The 15891-nt window shown below is 64.4% G+C and carries 11 protein-coding genes and 2 pseudogenes; 3 read left to right on the plus strand and 10 right to left on the minus strand.

The features are described 5' to 3' along the window. Positions 1 to 63 precede the first annotated feature (63 nt). Positions 64 to 762: a TerC family protein gene (locus tag ACVWWJ_RS18250; protein WP_456968998.1), complete on the plus strand. Its 699-nt coding sequence runs from the start codon at positions 64 to 66 to the stop codon at positions 760 to 762. A gap of 640 nt (positions 763 to 1402) precedes the next feature. Here the strand turns inward: ACVWWJ_RS18250 and ACVWWJ_RS18255 are convergent. The 6 genes from ACVWWJ_RS18255 to ACVWWJ_RS18280 all read right to left on the minus strand — a co-directional run bounded on the left by ACVWWJ_RS18255 (position 1403) and on the right by ACVWWJ_RS18280 (position 6427). Then, positions 1403 to 2257, minus strand: a complete 855-nt coding sequence (locus ACVWWJ_RS18255) for a type 2 periplasmic-binding domain-containing protein (protein WP_200851765.1) — start codon at positions 2255 to 2257, stop codon at positions 1403 to 1405. Positions 2258 to 2397: 140 nt separating this feature from the next. Further along, complete coding sequence (locus ACVWWJ_RS18260; RefSeq protein ID WP_456969000.1) at positions 2398 to 3819, minus strand: acetate kinase; 1422 nt, start codon at positions 3817 to 3819, stop codon at positions 2398 to 2400. 2 nt (positions 3820 to 3821) lie between these two features. Next, the gene (locus ACVWWJ_RS18265; RefSeq protein WP_456969001.1) at positions 3822 to 4364 is read right to left on the minus strand and encodes a hypothetical protein; all 543 of its coding nucleotides are present in this window, start codon (positions 4362 to 4364) and stop codon (positions 3822 to 3824) included. Continuing rightward, positions 4361 to 5044 (minus strand): C39 family peptidase, encoded by a 684-nt coding sequence (locus ACVWWJ_RS18270; RefSeq protein ID WP_456969002.1) that lies wholly within the window; start codon positions 5042 to 5044, stop codon positions 4361 to 4363. Before ACVWWJ_RS18270 ends, ACVWWJ_RS18265 begins: the two co-directional genes overlap by 4 nt. Further along, positions 5041 to 5409, minus strand: coding sequence for a hypothetical protein (locus ACVWWJ_RS18275; RefSeq protein ID WP_456969003.1), 369 nt, complete (start codon positions 5407 to 5409; stop codon positions 5041 to 5043). Before ACVWWJ_RS18275 ends, ACVWWJ_RS18270 begins: the two co-directional genes overlap by 4 nt. 85 nt (positions 5410 to 5494) lie before the next feature. Next, positions 5495 to 6427 carry a hypothetical protein gene (locus ACVWWJ_RS18280; protein ID WP_456969004.1) on the minus strand — a complete coding sequence of 311 codons (933 nt, stop codon included), beginning with the start codon at positions 6425 to 6427 and terminating at the stop codon, positions 5495 to 5497. A gap of 278 nt (positions 6428 to 6705) precedes the next feature. Here ACVWWJ_RS18280 and ACVWWJ_RS18285 point away from each other — a divergent pair. Beyond that, positions 6706 to 8743, plus strand: a pseudogene (locus ACVWWJ_RS18285) (oxidoreductase). A 251-nt stretch (positions 8744 to 8994) separates the two neighbouring features. On the opposite strand, the gene prpC reads toward ACVWWJ_RS18285, so the two are convergent. The 4 genes and pseudogenes from prpC to ACVWWJ_RS18305 form a co-directional block, all read right to left on the minus strand. Beyond that, positions 8995 to 10149: a bifunctional 2-methylcitrate synthase/citrate synthase gene (prpC, locus tag ACVWWJ_RS18290; protein ID WP_159893699.1), complete on the minus strand. Its 1155-nt coding sequence runs from the start codon at positions 10147 to 10149 to the stop codon at positions 8995 to 8997. Positions 10150 to 10161: 12 nt separating this feature from the next. Next, on the minus strand, positions 10162 to 11049 hold the full coding sequence (gene prpB / locus ACVWWJ_RS18295) for a methylisocitrate lyase (protein WP_159893701.1): 888 nt from the start codon (positions 11047 to 11049) through the stop codon (positions 10162 to 10164). A 225-nt stretch (positions 11050 to 11274) separates the two neighbouring features. Next, positions 11275 to 13149, minus strand: a pseudogene (prpE, locus tag ACVWWJ_RS18300) (propionate--CoA ligase); the annotation flags it as partial. Positions 13150 to 13380: 231 nt separating this feature from the next. Continuing rightward, positions 13381 to 14997: an alpha/beta hydrolase gene (locus ACVWWJ_RS18305; RefSeq protein WP_456969005.1), complete on the minus strand. Its 1617-nt coding sequence runs from the start codon at positions 14995 to 14997 to the stop codon at positions 13381 to 13383. A gap of 35 nt (positions 14998 to 15032) precedes the next feature. On the opposite strand from ACVWWJ_RS18305, the gene ACVWWJ_RS18310 reads away from it, so the two are divergent. Next, the gene (locus tag ACVWWJ_RS18310) at positions 15033 to 15857 is read left to right on the plus strand and encodes a phosphatase PAP2 family protein (protein ID WP_456969006.1); all 825 of its coding nucleotides are present in this window, start codon (positions 15033 to 15035) and stop codon (positions 15855 to 15857) included. The last annotated feature ends 34 nt before the right edge of the window (positions 15858 to 15891 follow it).

Below are 15891 nucleotides of genomic sequence, written 5' to 3' on the forward strand. Positions count from 1 at the left end.
ACGACGGGTGCGCGTACCCGTCGCCGCCGCATTCGATCTCACAACGCGCGAAGGACCCGCTCCATGGATTTCCTCACTCCCGAATTCTTTTCCGGCCTGGCAGCCATCATCCTGCTCGACCTGGTGTTGGCTGGCGACAATGCGATCGTCATTGCCCTCGCCGCCCGCAGCCTCCCCCGCGAGTTGCAGAAGAAGGCTGTCTTCTGGGGCACCTTCGGTGCGATCGCGCTACGCATCGTGCTTACCTTCGCCGTCATCTGGCTGCTCAAGCTTCCCGGCCTGATGCTGATCGGCGGCGCCCTGCTCATCCCCATCGCATGGAAACTCCTCAAGCACGAGGAGCACGACCCCTCCATGACGCCCGCTGCAAGCTTCTGGGCGGCTATACGCACCATCGTGATCGCCGATGCACTGATGGGCCTGGACAACGTCCTGGCGATCGCTGGCGCGGCCAAAGGCCACATGGGCCTGGTGGTCCTTGGCCTGGCCATCAGCGTGCCCCTGGTGGTCTGGGGTTCCACGCTCATCCTGAAACTGATCGAGCGCTTCCCCATCGTGATCTACATCGGAGCCGCGGCCATCGCCTGGACGGCCGCGCGGATGATCGCGCACGATCACCTGGTGTCGCCATGGTTCGACGCCAACCCCTGGGCTCCATGGACCCTCGACGCCCTCCTCGTCATCGGCATCTGCGCCGGCGGCTGGTGGCGTGCGAGTCGCTCGCAGCGGGCGAAGGCGCTTTCGCTTCTTGCGGGGAAGTGAAGTGATCGGATCGTCCGCTACGCGGACGCGTGCTTGAGCGGCGTTGCCGCATAACGTTCGTGCTCAGCGAGCGCCGCCCGCAAGATTGAGCGATGCTGTTGTAGGAGCCGATCTATCGGCGAACCCTCAGGTTGTCGCGTTTGCGAAAGAGGCACTGCGATCATCGGGCGAGCGGTTTGAGCGCCAGCACAATTGCGATGCAAAGCCTCATTCGCGGTAGCACCGGTAAGGCGTTCGCCGATGAATCGGCTCCTACAAAGGCGGTGCCTTGCAGTCGCCGGCGGTGCGCTCGACCCCAATCAACGTCGGCGTTCGGGGCCGCGAGGGGCAAGGTCCTTGGGGACGCCTAAGCTGAGGGCCGCTCAGTTAGCGGGCGGAGCGAGGGCGGCACCTACGGCCCGTCACGAAGTGCCGCGCCGCGGCCGCAAGGACCTTGCCGCTCGCGGCTTTCGGATGCACTTAAGTCGCGGGCTTGCCGCTTCACCGCTTCGTTGGCTCTTCGCCGCTGAAGCGGCTCCCACATGGACCTGATCGCCGCTGAAGCGGCTTCCACATTTCCTGAAAAAAAGGCCGCCCGAAGGCGGCCCCAGGATTCCCCCTGGCTAGGCGACCGGCGCGGGGCCGTTCGCCAACCAGACGATCAGAAGCGGAAGCGGATGTAAGCCGCAGGACCGTTGAGCTTCATGTCGAGGTCGAGGTTGTAGTTACGCTTGTCCTGGTTGAGCTTGATCTTCGTGTACGCGTACTCCGCGCCGATACCCACGTTCTGCCACGGGAAGTACTCGAGGCCCAGCGCAGCGTCGAAGATATGGCCGTTAAGCGGGCCACCGTTCTTCTTCACGCCCGAGGCGTTGAAGTACATGCGCCACTGTTCGTTGAACGAATGACGCCAGCCGATCTGCAGGTTCGGTGCCCAGGCACTCTCGTTCGCCGTCGCGCCTGTTTCGGCGGTTTCACCGTCGATCGTTGCACTGCCGTAGACGCTGGCGTGCACCTTGTAATACGCGGCGCCCAGACCAAGACCGAACACGTCGTCGCCCGTACCGAACCACCACTTGTAAGCGGCGCTGCCGAACGAGAACTTCAGGTTACCCCTGGCCTCCGCGGACGCGTCGACCGGCTGGCCAAGGAACTCGACGTTCTCGTCGAGGGTCTTCGAGTGCGAACGATTCACTTCGTAATAGTCGAAGGTGAAACCCTGGTGCTCGCCGATGAGGAAGTCCAGGCGTACGCGCGGCACGGCCTTGTGCTTCTTGAAGTCGAGATCTTTCTCGAGATTCAGGTTGCCGCGGGTATTGAGGTAGTCCGTCTTGCCGCCGATGTTGGTGTCGTTGCTGGTGTAGTAACCACCGACCCAAAGGCTGATGTTGTCGAGCGCCGGGGATTGAGACTTCTTGTTGCTGTCCTGCGCATGCGCAGTGGCACCGAAGACAGCGAGTGTGGCGATGGCGAGGCCCGCGGTGGCCTTGCCGAAACGATGATCACGGATGCGCATGTGTATGAAACTCCCTGCCAATGTTTTTGTTTTTGAGCGAACCCCCACGGAAATATTAACGAACGACAATGTGTGCATCGCGTGCACGGGAACTCTCGCGTGTTTGAAACGCGTTCAGGAGAGTGAACAACTTGTATGCGTCAGAGCGTGATCGGCACGCGCACCGTGATCGTCGTATCCGGCGTGTCGCGGGTGACACCAACACCGAGCGTGACGTTCAGGGTTTCTTTTTCATTGAAGCGATACGAGCCGCCGATCAGCAGCGAACCCAGCGTCACGCGCGCGGATCCCGGCAGCGGATCGCCGTTCTGCTGCGTGCGGCCGACGAATGCCTGGTCGTAACCGATACTGATCGACGCTTTTTCGTTGAGCGAAAGACCCATGCCCAGGCTGATATCGGCGATATCCCCCGCCTTGATGTCGCCGAGAAACTGTTTGCCCGCGAGAAGTACGTTACGGCTTACATTCTTTCGCTCGAAGTTGTGCAGGTAGCTCAGGTTGCCGAAGAAGACGACGGGATCGGACGGATACAACCAGGTCACGCCTGCCTGCGCCGAATAAAAACCCGTACCCGTCGGACTCTGGAGCGGAAGACCCGTGCCCGTGAAGTTCTCGACGCACCGCGTGACGCAATCGCTGGTGACTTCGAACGGATCGCGACCCGTGCGCGACTTGGCACGGAACCAACCGACGTAGTACGGCTTGTCGGCCCCGCCATCATTGAGCTGGTAGCGCAGCGTGGCTTCGATGTCACCGATGCCCTTGCCGCTGGTGGTGAACAGGTTGTCCTGCGCCGTGCCGGTAAAGATCTCGCGGCTGATCGTGTCGGTATGGTTGTCGACGTACGGAACGCGTACTTCGAGTTCCATGCGGTTGGTCAGGCCGTAGCGGAACGCCAGGGCACCGGTCTGCGTCGTCGTCTTCACCTGGCGCACGTCGACCAGGCCGATGAGGATCGCCGGAATGACCGTGTAACCGACGAGCGCCACGCGATCGCTCGACGAGTAGCCGTACTGATACGACGGCTCGATGATGAGCTTGCCCTTGGGCGTAAGCACGCCGGGCTGGTCGAAGATGGGTGCGACCTCGGGCGGGCGATCGTCTTCCGCGGGACGCCTTCCCACCGGCTTGGTCGCGACTACGGGTTGTGAAGCCTGCGCGGGCGGCGCGCCCGGACCGGGTGCACCAGGCTGCTGGTCCTGCGGCACCTGCTGGTCCTGCGGCGCGGACTGCGTACCCGCCACGGCCGCCGAGCCACCACGCGCCTCCTCGAGTGCATTCATGCCGATGGCTTTGCGCAGGTCGTTGTACTGCACTTCCTGCGACGCGAGTTCGCGTTTCATCTGCTCGAGCTCGGCCAGTTGTTCGGCCATCTTGCTGCGCATCGCGTCGATGCGTCTTCCCTGCGCTTCGATCTTCTCGCGTATCGCGGGATCGAGCGTGCTACTGCTGCTCGCACTGGCCTCCTGCGCCAGGCACGCTCCGATCCACATCGGTAACGTCGCCAACGCAAGAGCACCCGCACATGTTTTTGCCTGCATCACCCTGCCGTTGCGATACATGCTTAATTCCCCCGGAACTGGACCACCGCATCGTTGACTGCTTCTGAAATACGCATGTTCTGGAGCATGCGTGCACTGTTCACCGACGCGTCGATCGTGGTGGTGGCCGTGATGGCCTGGTTGTCTAACGTGTTCTGGATGATGAGGCCGGGTGTTACCGAGGCGGGCAGATTGACCGATGCCGCGGACTGCGCTGTCGCACTGGCTTGCGCCGCGTTAGTCGCCTGCGGCGTGGTCACCGTGTTGTTGCCCACATTGATCACAGTGGTCTGCAGCGCACTCTGCAACTGGGCCGCCTGCTGGGCCGTGATGTTGGCGATGTTGGGAATCGAGACGGTGGTCTGCATCGCCTCCATGCCGTTGATCAGCACCGTGCGTTGCAGCGCGAAGGAGGCAACGAGGTTGTCGCCGAAATCGAAGCCGCCGCGGATCGTGTCCAGGGTGGCATCCGGTACGGCGTGATTGATCGGAAAGTCGGCCGCTTGCGTCGCGGCACACGTGCCGCTGGCTAAAACGACGGCGAAAAGGATGGGGCGGGTTTTCATATGTCCCCCGGTCCGCGCTTGGGCATGACGATGGGGCTGAGACCGTTACGCTCGATGCCCTCGAACATGGGTGCCGCAGGAGCAACCGCCCAGTCGCGCGGACTGTTGAAGATGGCGCGGTCTCGCTCATTGTGGATGACGAAGACGACATGGTTGTTCCACATCGCATCAAAACGGCGCTTCGACATCGAACGGGTGCCACGTGCGGGATCGCCGACCAGCACACGGCCGTTCTTGTAGCCTTTGATCACCACGAAGTGGTGGTAGCCACGCTCGTTGATCAACACGATGGCCGGAATGCCTTCGTCGTCGAGCTTCTCCAGAGGCACGTCGAAGCCATCGGCATCGAAGCCGCGTGAGGCAAGGAATCGCTTGATGTCCAGCAGCGAAAAGCCGTCCTTGCCGATCTTGGCACGATCGCCGCCGCTGTACATCACGTCGAAAGCGACCTGCTCGTCGATCGGGTAGCCGTATTGGTAGGTGAGCAACGTGGCCACCGCAGCGGAGCCGCAGCTGAAGTCGTATTTCTGCCGGATGGTGTTGCGGAAACGCGCTTCCTTCAGGCTTGTCAGGTGCAGCGGATAAGAGGTGCCTGCACTGGTCTGCACTTCCGCCTTCATCGCCTGCGCGCAGGGGGCGCACAGTAAGGCGAGGAAAGCGAGGGCGCAGGCCGTCCTCATGGGTTCATCCGCACGTTAAGGATCGTCGAGTTCTGGATGAGCACGTTGTTGCCCGAGTTCTGAATGACGGTGGACAGGCCCGCCGAGCTGCTGAACGCGGTATCGCCGACGAAATTGCCGCCGCTGTAAGTGCCTTTGGCCGTGTTGTCGGTCAGCGTTCCGGCCGTGTCCTGCTCGTTGACGTTGTTGGTGACCTGGGTAGCGGTACCGCCGCTCATGCCCTGCAGCTGGGTCAGTGGCGTGGCCGTTCCGAAGGACGGCGGTGGCTGTTCACCCAAGGGACTGGCCTGCGCACCATGGCTGGCTACCGCCGTGGCGAGCGCGGCGGCGACCACGAATACGGTGGGGGATCGAAACATCGGCATGGGAATCTCCTGATGACGTACGCCCGCTTCGGATGCCACGGGGCGCGCGTGCGCGCCCCGTAGGCCTTTCACTTGCACGCGTCCTTTACGGAGCGGACCCGACGCTCAGGTTGGCTTGCACATTCACGCTCTGCTGGATCAACGACGAAGCACCGGAATTGGCGGCGAAGCTGGAGATACCAGCAGCACCGGAACCCGCGCTACCCATGTTGTTGGCCATGCTGAACGAGCCGCCGTCGGCCGACGAATTGCCACCGTTGCCACCGCTGCCACCGGACGCACCGCCGCCCGAACCGCCCGTGCCGTCACCGCCAGCCGCGCCGGCACCGCCGGCGCCCGACATCGCCGTCGCCGTCCCGCCGTTGCCCGCGGTTGCGGTTCCGCCCGTGGAGGTTGGCGACGCGTCGCCCGAGGTCGACGTCGCGCCCGTGCTGGCAGATGCGCCGCCCGCGCTGGCCGTTGCGCCGCCCGTGGCAGAGTCGGCGCCTGCGCCACGTGCATTGGCACGTCCGCCAGGACCGGAGGCATTGCCGCCGTCACCGCTCGTATCGCCGCCATAGGCGACCGTTGCGCCGAGGGCGCCGCCGCTGCTCGTTCCGGCATCACCGCCGACCGCACCGCGGGCTGTCGTACGTCCGCTGTTTCCACCGTCGCCGCCGCTACCGCCACGGCCGTTTCCGCCGTAGCCAGCGCCACCGGACCCACCTCGTGCACCGGATGCGTCGCCTAGATTCAAGGCGACATTGCCAAGGCTGGTGATGGTGTTACCTGTCACGGTGCCATTGAGCGTGCTGCTGGCGATCGCGTTGGTTGTGTTGAACGAACCGGATGTCGTGTTCGTCGTCATGTTAGTGTGAGTTGAACTGTCGGCATACTGCGAGCTGTCTGAATACTGCACGGCAATCGATTTACGTTGGGCCGATGCGCCTGACGATCCGTTTTGGGTATCGTCGGCCATGGCCGGCAGTGCGAATCCGATAGCGAGGCAGATCGCCGTGGCGATAAGAGTCTTACGCATGGGAGAGTCTCCTGTGAGCGACGCGGAACCCCTGTTTCTTCGGGAAAGCCGGACGTCCTGCCAACGCGCCGGGTCATAGGAGGGAGCAAATTGCGTGCCCGCTGTCGCGACCGGCGCGAGACCCCCGCCCCATGCGGGTTTCACAGATTTCGCAAAATGAATGGACGCCCCGTTTTGTAAAGGGGGTGATACACGCCGTAACGCCACTGCTCCGGGGCCCAATTGGTGCTGTCGCCCTTGCCCCGGACCGCAGTTACGAGGATCATTCGAACGATCGTTTGAACCCGGATCCCGCCGTGTCCTATCCGCACCTCCTCGCCCCGCTCAACCTCGGTTTCACCACGCTGCGCAATCGCGTGCTCATGGGATCCATGCATACGGGGCTTGAGGACAAGGCAACGCGACTACGACAAGCTGGCCGCCTTCTTCGCCGAGCGGGCACGCGGTGGCGTCGGCCTCATCGTCACCGGGGGCATCGCTCCGAACCTGCAGGGATGGCTGAAGCCGATGTCCGGCACGATGTCGATGCCCTGGCACGTAGCCAGGCACCGCAAGGTCACCCGCGCCGTGCACGCCGAAGGCGGCAAGATCTGCATGCAGATCCTCCACGCCGGACGCTACGCCTACCAGCCCTTCTCGGTGGCGCCGTCGAAGATCAAGTCACCGATTACCCCGTTCACGCCGCGTGCGCTCTCCGCCGGTGGTGTGGAACGCAGCATCGATGCCTTCGTGCGCAGCGCGAAGCTCGCGCGTGACGCCGGCTACGACGGTGTCGAAGTGATGGGCTCGGAGGGTTACCTGATCAACCAGTTCCTCACCCCGCGCACCAACAAGCGCACGGATCGCTGGGGTGGCACGGCCGAGAACCGCATGCGCTTCCCGATCGAGATCGTGCGCCGCATGCGCGAAGCGGTGGGCAAGGACTTCATCATCATCTACCGCCTGTCCATGCTGGACCTGGTCGACGATGCCCAGCCGTGGGGTGACATCGTCACGCTGGGCAAGGCCATCGAGGCGGCGGGTGCGACAATCATCAACACGGGTATCGGCTGGCACGAGGCGCGCGTCCCGACCATCGTCACCAGCGTTCCGCGTGGCGCCTTCAGCTGGGTGACGCGCCGCATGAAGGGCGAAGTCGGTATCCCGCTCGTCACCACCAACCGCATCAACATGCCCGATGTCGCCGAGCGCATCCTTGCCGACGGCGATGCGGACATGGTGTCGATGGCACGTCCGCTGCTCGCCGATCCGGAGTGGGTCAACAAGGCGAAGGCTAGCCGCCCGTCCGCGATCAACACCTGCATCGCCTGCAACCAGGCTTGCCTCGATCACGTCTTCGAAAACCGCCGCGCCTCGTGCCTGGTGAATCCGCGCGCCTGCCATGAAACCGAACTCACCATCACGCCCACCACCGCGAAGAAGCGCGTGGCCGTGGTGGGCGCAGGCCCTGCTGGCCTGGCTGCCGCGACGACGCTTGCCGAGCGAGGCCATGCCGTCGCCCTTTTCGACCGCGCCACGGAGATCGGCGGCCAGTTCAACATGGCGAAGCGCATTCCGGGGAAAGAAGAATTCAGCGAGACGCTGCGGTACTTCAACCATCGTCTCGACGAGACCGGTGTGGAGCGTCGTCTCGGCGAGGACGCCACGGTTGATTCGCTCGCGGCGGGTGGTTTCGATACCGTGATCCTCGCGACGGGCGTCCTGCCGCGTGCACTCGACCTTCCGGGCGCGAATCACGCAAAGGTGTTGTCGTACGTCGACGTCCTGCACGGCAACGCTACCGTAGGCCACAAGGTCGCCATCATCGGTGCCGGCGGTATCGGCTTCGACGTTGCCGAATTCCTCAGCGAAGCGGCGCCCTCCCCCACCACCGACATTGCACGCTGGACGAAGGAATGGGGCGTCGACATGACCATGGCGACGCCCGGTGGCCTCATGCCCGCGAAGCCGGAGAAATCCGAACGTCAGATCTGGCTGCTGCAGCGTACGGAAGGCCGTCCCGGTGGCAGGCTCAACAAGACCTCGGGCTGGGTTCATCGCGCCACGCTGAAAAACAAGAAAGTCGCGATGGTCGGCGGCGTGACTTACGACCGCGTCGACGACGCCGGCCTGCACGTCACGATCGAAGGCAAGGCGCAGGTGCTCGACGTAGATAACGTGATCGTCTGCGCAGGACAGGAGCCGAACCGTGCGCTGCACGAGGCGTTAGTGGCACGTGGCGTAGATGTGCGACTGGTCGGTGGCGCGGATGTCGCGGCGGAACTCGACGCCAAGCGGGCGATCGACAAGGCAACGCGTATGGCGGCGGCGCTTTAGCGGCCCCGCCCCAACTGGGCCCGCCACCGCGGTGGGCGCGGACGTGGCGGCGCAGAGCCTTCGGTGCCCACCCTCGATGCGAGTTCCGGACAAGTGGAGCGGCCGTAGGCCAAATAAGTACATCGGCCGCGGTAGCGGCCTTCCGGTACGAAACGCTGAGGACTGTCTGAGCAGCGAGGGTGGGCACCAAGGTCTCCCCGCGAGGCGATCAAGTGTAGAGAACGAAGGCCCGCGTTAGCGGGCCGTCCTCCTCAACGCTTTTCGATCGGCACGTAAGCCTGGTCTTCCGGACCCGTGTAGTTCGCGCTCGGGCGAATGATCTTGCCGTCCTGGCGCTGCTCGATGACGTGCGCGCTCCAGCCCGACGTGCGCGCAATGACGAACAGCGGCGTGAACATCGCGGTAGGGACGCCCATCATGTGGTACGCCGACGCCGAGTACCAGTCGAGATTCGGGAACATCTTCTTCAGGTCCCACATCAACTTCTCGATCTTCTCCGACACTTCGAACAGGCGCGGGTTGCCGCCGTCGGTGCAGAGCTTGCGCGCGATTTCCTTGATGATCTCGTTGCGCGGATCGGACACGGTATACACCGGGTGACCGAAGCCGATGATGATTTCCTTGCGCTCGACGCGAGCACGGATGTCCGCGTCGGCCTCGGAGGCATCACGGTAGCGCGCGATGATTTCCATCGCCACTTCGTTCGCGCCGCCATGCTTCGGACCACGCAGCGCGCCAATGGCGCCGGTGATTGCCGAATACATGTCCGAGCCGGTACCGGCGATGACACGCGCGGTAAACGTGCTGGCGTTGAATTCATGCTCGGCGTACAGCACGAGCGAACGGTCGAGTGCATGCGAGTGAAGATCGCTCGGCTTGCGACCGTGCAGCAGGTGCAGGAAGTGCGCGGCGATCGACTCGTCTTCGGTCTCCGTTTCGATGCGCTTGCCGTTATGGCTGAAGTGATACCAATACAGCAGCATCGAGCCGAAGCTCGCCATCAGGCGGTCGGCGATATCGCGCGCACCGGTGATGTTGTGATCTTCCTTTTCCGGCAGCACGGTACCGAGCACCGAAGCACCCGTGCGCATGACGTCCATCGGGTGCGTCGCCGCAGGCAGCAACTCGAGCGCGGCTTTCACCGGTGCCGGCAAGCCGCGAAGGCGCTTCAGCTTGGCGCGGTAGGCGTTGAGCTCCATCCAGTTCGGCAGCACGCCGTGGACGAGCAGATAGGCGACTTCCTCGAAGGAACCCTTCGCGGCGAGGTCGTGGATATCGTAGCCACGGTAATGCAGGTCGTTGCCGCTACGGCCGACCGTGCAAAGGGCGGTGTTACCCGCGGGAACGCCGGAAAGGGCGACGGATTTCTTTGCCTTCGGCTGGGTAGTGGTGGTGGTGTCGCTCATGCGTGACTCTCCTTAACCCTTCTTGGAAAACAGAGCGTCGAGGCGACGCTCGTAGTCGTGGTAACCAATGCGGTCGTACAGTTCTTCACGCGTCTGCATCGTGTCGATGACATTGCGCTGGTGACCGTCGCGGCGGATGGCGGTGTAGACGTTCTCGGCCGCCTTGTTCATGGCGCGGAACGCGGAAAGCGGATAAAGCACGATGCCGACGCCGACGCCGCCAAGCTCTTCCGTGCTGAACAGCGGGGTCTGGCCGAACTCGGTGATATTGGCGAGTACGGGCACGTCGAGTGCATCGACGAAACGCTTGTAGGTCGGCAGGTCGTACGCGGCCTCGACGAAGATGGCGTCGGCACCGGCTTCCGCACAGGCGACAGCGCGTTCGAGGGCAGCCTCGACGCCAAGCACGGCGATGGCATCGGTGCGCGCGATGAGGAAGAAGTCCGGATCGGTCTTCGCGTCGGCGGCGGCCTTGACGCGATCGGCCATTTCTTCCGTCGTGACGATTTCCTTGCCCGGGCGATGACCGCAGCGCTTGGCGCCGACCTGGTCTTCGATATGGCAAGCCGCTGCACCGGCCTTGATCAGCGTCTTGACGGTGCGCGCGATGTTGAACGCGCTGGGACCGAAGCCCGTGTCGATGTCGACCATGAGAGGCAGGTCGCAGACGTCGGTGATGCGGCGGACGTCAGTGAGGACGTCGTCCAGGGTATTGATGCCGAGGTCCGGCAGGCCCAGCGAGCCGGCGGCGACGCCGCCACCGGAAAGATAGATGGCACGGAAGCCCGCGCGCTTGGCCAGCAGGGCGTGATTGGCGTTGATCGCCCCGATCACCTGCAGCGGCTGTTCGGCCGCGAGTGCGGCGCGGAAGCGACCGCCGGCCGAGGGAAGCTGTGCCATGGAACTCTCCGGGTAAAGAATCCCATTTTAGCGCGAACCGGCGGCGGGGCCTTGCTGCGTCGCGGGAGAGGAGGATGCGGCGAGGCCGCCGGGCGCCGGGCCGCGCCTGCGGCGCGGATCGCCGCTGAAGCGGCTCCCACATACGGCGCTGAAGCGGCTCCCACCGCGTCCTGCTCGTGTGGGAGCCGCTTCAGCGGCGACGGGTGCTATGCCCACACTGCGGCCACGCGAAATCGCCCGGCGAATCTCTTCCAACGAGCCCGGATCGTCCAGCGTCGAAAGGTCCCCCGGATCCAGCCCCTCCATCAACGCCTGGATCGCCCGGCGCAGCAACTTCCCGGAGCGCGTCTTCGGTAACGCCCCCACCACGTACACGCACCCCGGCCGCGCCACGGCCCCCAGCAGCTCGACTACCCGCCGCTCCATGGCATGTGCGACATCCCGCGGATCGTCGGTGACACCCTGCTTCAGCGTGGCGAAAACCGCTGGCAACTGGCCCTTCAACTCGTCCCCGACACCCACCACGGCCACTTCCGCCACGGCGCCCAGCGTGGCGACGGATTCCTCGATCTCGCGCGTCCCCAGGCGGTGTCCGGCCACGTTGATGACATCGTCGGTGCGGCCAAGGATGAACAGGTAACCGTCCGCGTCACGCACTGCCCAGTCCAGTGAGCTGTACAGCAGTTCCCTGAAGTGCCCGAAGTAGCTACGCACGTAGCGATCGTCGTCGCGCCAGATCGTCGAGAGGCAACCGGGAGGGAGCGGCGGCTCGATCACGAGAACGCCCTTCTCGCCCGGGCCCTTCTCTTCACCGGTGGCCTCATCGATGACACGCATGCGGAAACCGAAGGTCGGAAAACCCGGCGAGCCCGGCCTGACCGGCTTGAGGTCGAGACCCGGCATCAGTGAGACGGCTGGCCAGCCGGTCTCGGTCTGCCAGTAGTTATCGACGACGAGCTTGCCGGTGCCGGTCGACAACCACTCATAGGTCGTCTGGTCCAGCGGCTCTCCGGCGCAAAAGACGTACTTCAGTGCCGACAGATCGTATGACGACAGCCAACGGGCATCGTGCTTCTTCAGCACGCGGATCGCCGTCGGCGACGAGAACATCGTACGCACCTTGTAGGTCTCGCAGAGGCGCCACCAGATACCCGGATCGGGCGACGTCGGAAGTCCCTCGTAGAGGATGGCGGTGCAGCCGCCGATCAACGGCCCATACACGTTGTACGAGTGCCCCACCGCCCAGCCGACATCCGAGGTGCACAGGATGGTCTGGCCGGGATGCAGATCGAAGATCGTCGTCATCGACAGCGCCAGCGCGACCGCATACCCGCCGACGTCGCGCTGCACGCCTTTGGGCTTCCCCGTCGTCCCGGAGGTGTAGAGAAGGTAGCTGGGTTCGTTGGACTCGAGCCAGGTCACGGCGACACGGGCGCCCTCGTGCCTGCTGCGCACCTGCGCGTAATCGACATCGCGCCCGGCGACGACCTCCATCGCCGGATCGAGACCACGGTTGACGATAAGCACGTGTTTCGGCGGCGCACTGGCTTCGCGCAGCGCGGCGTCGATGAGTGGCTTATAGGGAATCACCTTGCCACCGCGCATACCGGCATCGGCGCAGATCAACAGCACGGGTTCCGCATCATCGATGCGCAAGGCGAGGTTGTGCGCGGCGAACCCACCGAACACCACCGAGTGGATCGCACCGATGCGCGCGCACGCCAGCATCGCAAAGACGGCTTCGGCGATGTTCGGCATGTAGATAACAACGCGATCGCCCTTGCCTACCCCGAGCTCCACCAGGACAGCCGCGAACGTGCATACCTCACGATGCAGCTCACGGTAGGTGATCTCGCGCGTCGTATCGGTCTCGGTGGAAACGGCCACGAGGGCCAGTTGTTCACCGCGCTCGTCGAGGTGACGATCGATCGCGTTGTAGCAAAGATTGGTGGTACCACCGACGAACCAGCGGCGGAACGGCGGCCGTGAGTCATCGAGGATCTGCTGCGGCGGCGTCTCCCAGTGGATCAGCCGCGCCTGCTCGGCCCAGAAAAGCCCGGGTTCGTCCACCGAACGCCGCCAGAGTTCCTCGTAGCTCATGGATCCGAATCTCCACTGTGGGAGCCGCTTCAGCGGCGAATGCAACCATGTGGGAGCCGCTTCAGCGGCGAATGCAGCCATGTGGGAGCCGCTTCAGCGGCGAAAAGCCAACGGAGCGGCGACGCTGCAACACCCATTCGCCGCTGAAGCGGCTCCCACATTAACCATTCGCCGCTGAAGCGGCTCCCACATTTTCCATTCGCCGATGAATCGGCTCCTACGACAGTTGGGTTACGGGGTTTTAGCCTGGCCGGGCCTTGCCACGCCGTACATCTCCCAGGAAATCTTCTTCAACAACGCACTGCGGTCGTCACCTTCGACATAAAGGTCGAAATGGGTCTTGCCGGGCAGGAAGCGGATATCGCTCTTCGCGTGCAGGCCGTCGAGCGTGTTTTTGAGAAGTTTCGCAGAGCCGTCGAGGTAGAAGGTGTCCGCCGTGCCCACGATGAGGTGGATCTTGCCGTCCAGATCGGGCTTCAGTTCCGGCCACTGCGTACGCAGGCGCTGGGCGATGTCGTAATGGTCATGCCAGTAGGCCACGACAGCCGGATCGATCACACCGGTATCGCGATTGAACATCGGCTCGGGGCGGCCGTCCTTGCCACGGGGCGAGAAGACCCATTCAAACGAGGCGAGCTGGCCGCCGTAGACCCCGAGAACCCGCTCGAGATGAGCGAACGTGTCGAAGGTCGCGATGACCTGGCCCTTGTCGCGGATCAGTGGGTTGGCCGTGCCGTCCGCACGCTTGTAGGCGTTCGCGTTGGGCGCGTACAGGTCGATACCGGTGAAGTCGTGGAAGTCGCTCGGGTCGGGCGAGGTGGACCATGTGCCGCCGAACACCTTCGGGTAGCGCGTCTGCAGCCACAACGTGGCCCAGCCGCCGGAGGAATGGCCATTGAGGAAGCGACCGTTGACCCTGGCGTCCATCTTGTAGCGGCCTTCGAGCCACGGGATGTACTCGGTGGTCAGCGCCTGGCCCCACGGGCCGTTGTTCACGGAATCGGCGAACTCATGCGTGCCGGTCGGGCCGGATTCGTCGAGCAGCACCCAGATCATGGGCGGCATGGTCTTGTCCGACATCGCCGACCACAGGCCGGCGATCGTGCCGGCGTACCGGTCGAAACCGCCGCCGAAGCCGTGCGTGACGAAGACCGTCGGATAGCGCGTCTTGCCGTTCGGGTCGTAGCCCGGCGGGGTAACCACCCAGGCGCGGATCGACAGCGGGTGGCCGGCGAACGCCGTCAGCGCCGTGCTCTGGAGTATCTCGGCGTGCGCATGCTGGCGTGCTTCCGGCAGGGCGTCGCGCACGGCCTGCGGCACGGACGGTGGCAACTGCCAGGGATCACGAGCGGCCACCGACCGGGTCAGCTTCAGCGTCGGCAGGGAGCCGCCAGCGGTGAGCTTCACCGGCGTCACCTCGCTGATCAGGTCACCGGCGTGGCGGCCGCTGTAGTTGTAATCGTGACCCACGTCGAGCACGGCCTGGACGAAGTAATCGCCCGGGGGAAGGCTGGAGAAGCCCGCAGGAAAGGCCTCCCCATCGGTATCGATATCCACCGATTGCCCTGGCGCGATCCAGCTCACCTCGCGCGCCGCCACGGACACCGCCGTCGGGCTGAAGGGGTTGGTATCGACCTCCTCCACCTTGCCGTCCTTCGCCGCCTTTTGAGCGACGGCGGCCGGTGCGACGAACAGGATCAGGCGACCCGACGTGCCCTTGTCGGTCGCCCCGTCCAGGGTGACCCGGACGATCCGGTGCGCCAGCGGCGCGGTATCGGCCTGGGCGGCGAACGAACCGGAGGCAAGGAACGCGAGCGCCAGGGCGGCGCGGGCGGATAGGATCTTCATCGTGTGCTTTCCCCTTCTCGCCGCGAAGGCGCGGCATGGCAACATCACCGATCCTGCCACGAGACGAGGACATTGCGGAAATGGACGCGGATTGGATCAGCCAGCATGCCCTGTCGATATGGGGGGTTCTGCTCGCCCTGGCCTTGCTCGGCGCGGACGTGGGCTGGCGCCGCGCCGTGCGCCGGCGCGAGGGCCTCGACCCGGCGGCAAGCAGCTTCCTGCGCCCCACCACCGCCATTGCCGTGCTGGTCGCGACCCTGCTGATCGCTACCGTGATCGCCGTGGAGGTCCGCGACCAGGCCGGCCTCACCGTGTTCGACGCCGCGCTGGCCAGCGACCTGCGCGACAACATGCCCCGGCCCGTACTCCATGGCGTGGCCCTGCTCAGCCGGACCGGAAATTCCCTCGTACTCGGCACCGTCGCGGCGCTGGTCTTCCTCGCCCTGCTCTGGCGGCGGCACTGGCGCCTGGCGGGCGCCTGGGTCATCACCCTCGTCGGCACCGTGACGATCAACAGCCTGCTCAAGGCGTGGTTCCAGCGCGCGCGGCCGCTGCACGATCATGGCTACATCATCGAGAAGAGTTACAGCTTTCCCAGTGGCCACGCCTCGGGCTCGATGGTCTTCTACGGCATGCTCGCCTATGTGCTGCTGGTACTCACCCCGCCGCGCTTTCACCGTCCGATCGTGATCGTCGCAGTGACGATGATCACCCTGATCGGGATCAGCCGCATCCTGCTGCAGGTGCACTATTTCAGCGATGTGATGGCCGGCTATGCCACAGGCCTCGCCTGGCTGACGCTTTGCGTCGGTAGCGCTGAGTACATTCGCATGCGACAGGGGCGCAAGGCGGCCACCTGAATTCATGCGACCGTAACGGCGCGGATGCTTCGAT

This window comes from Luteibacter sp. HA06 (genome assembly GCF_054061215.1).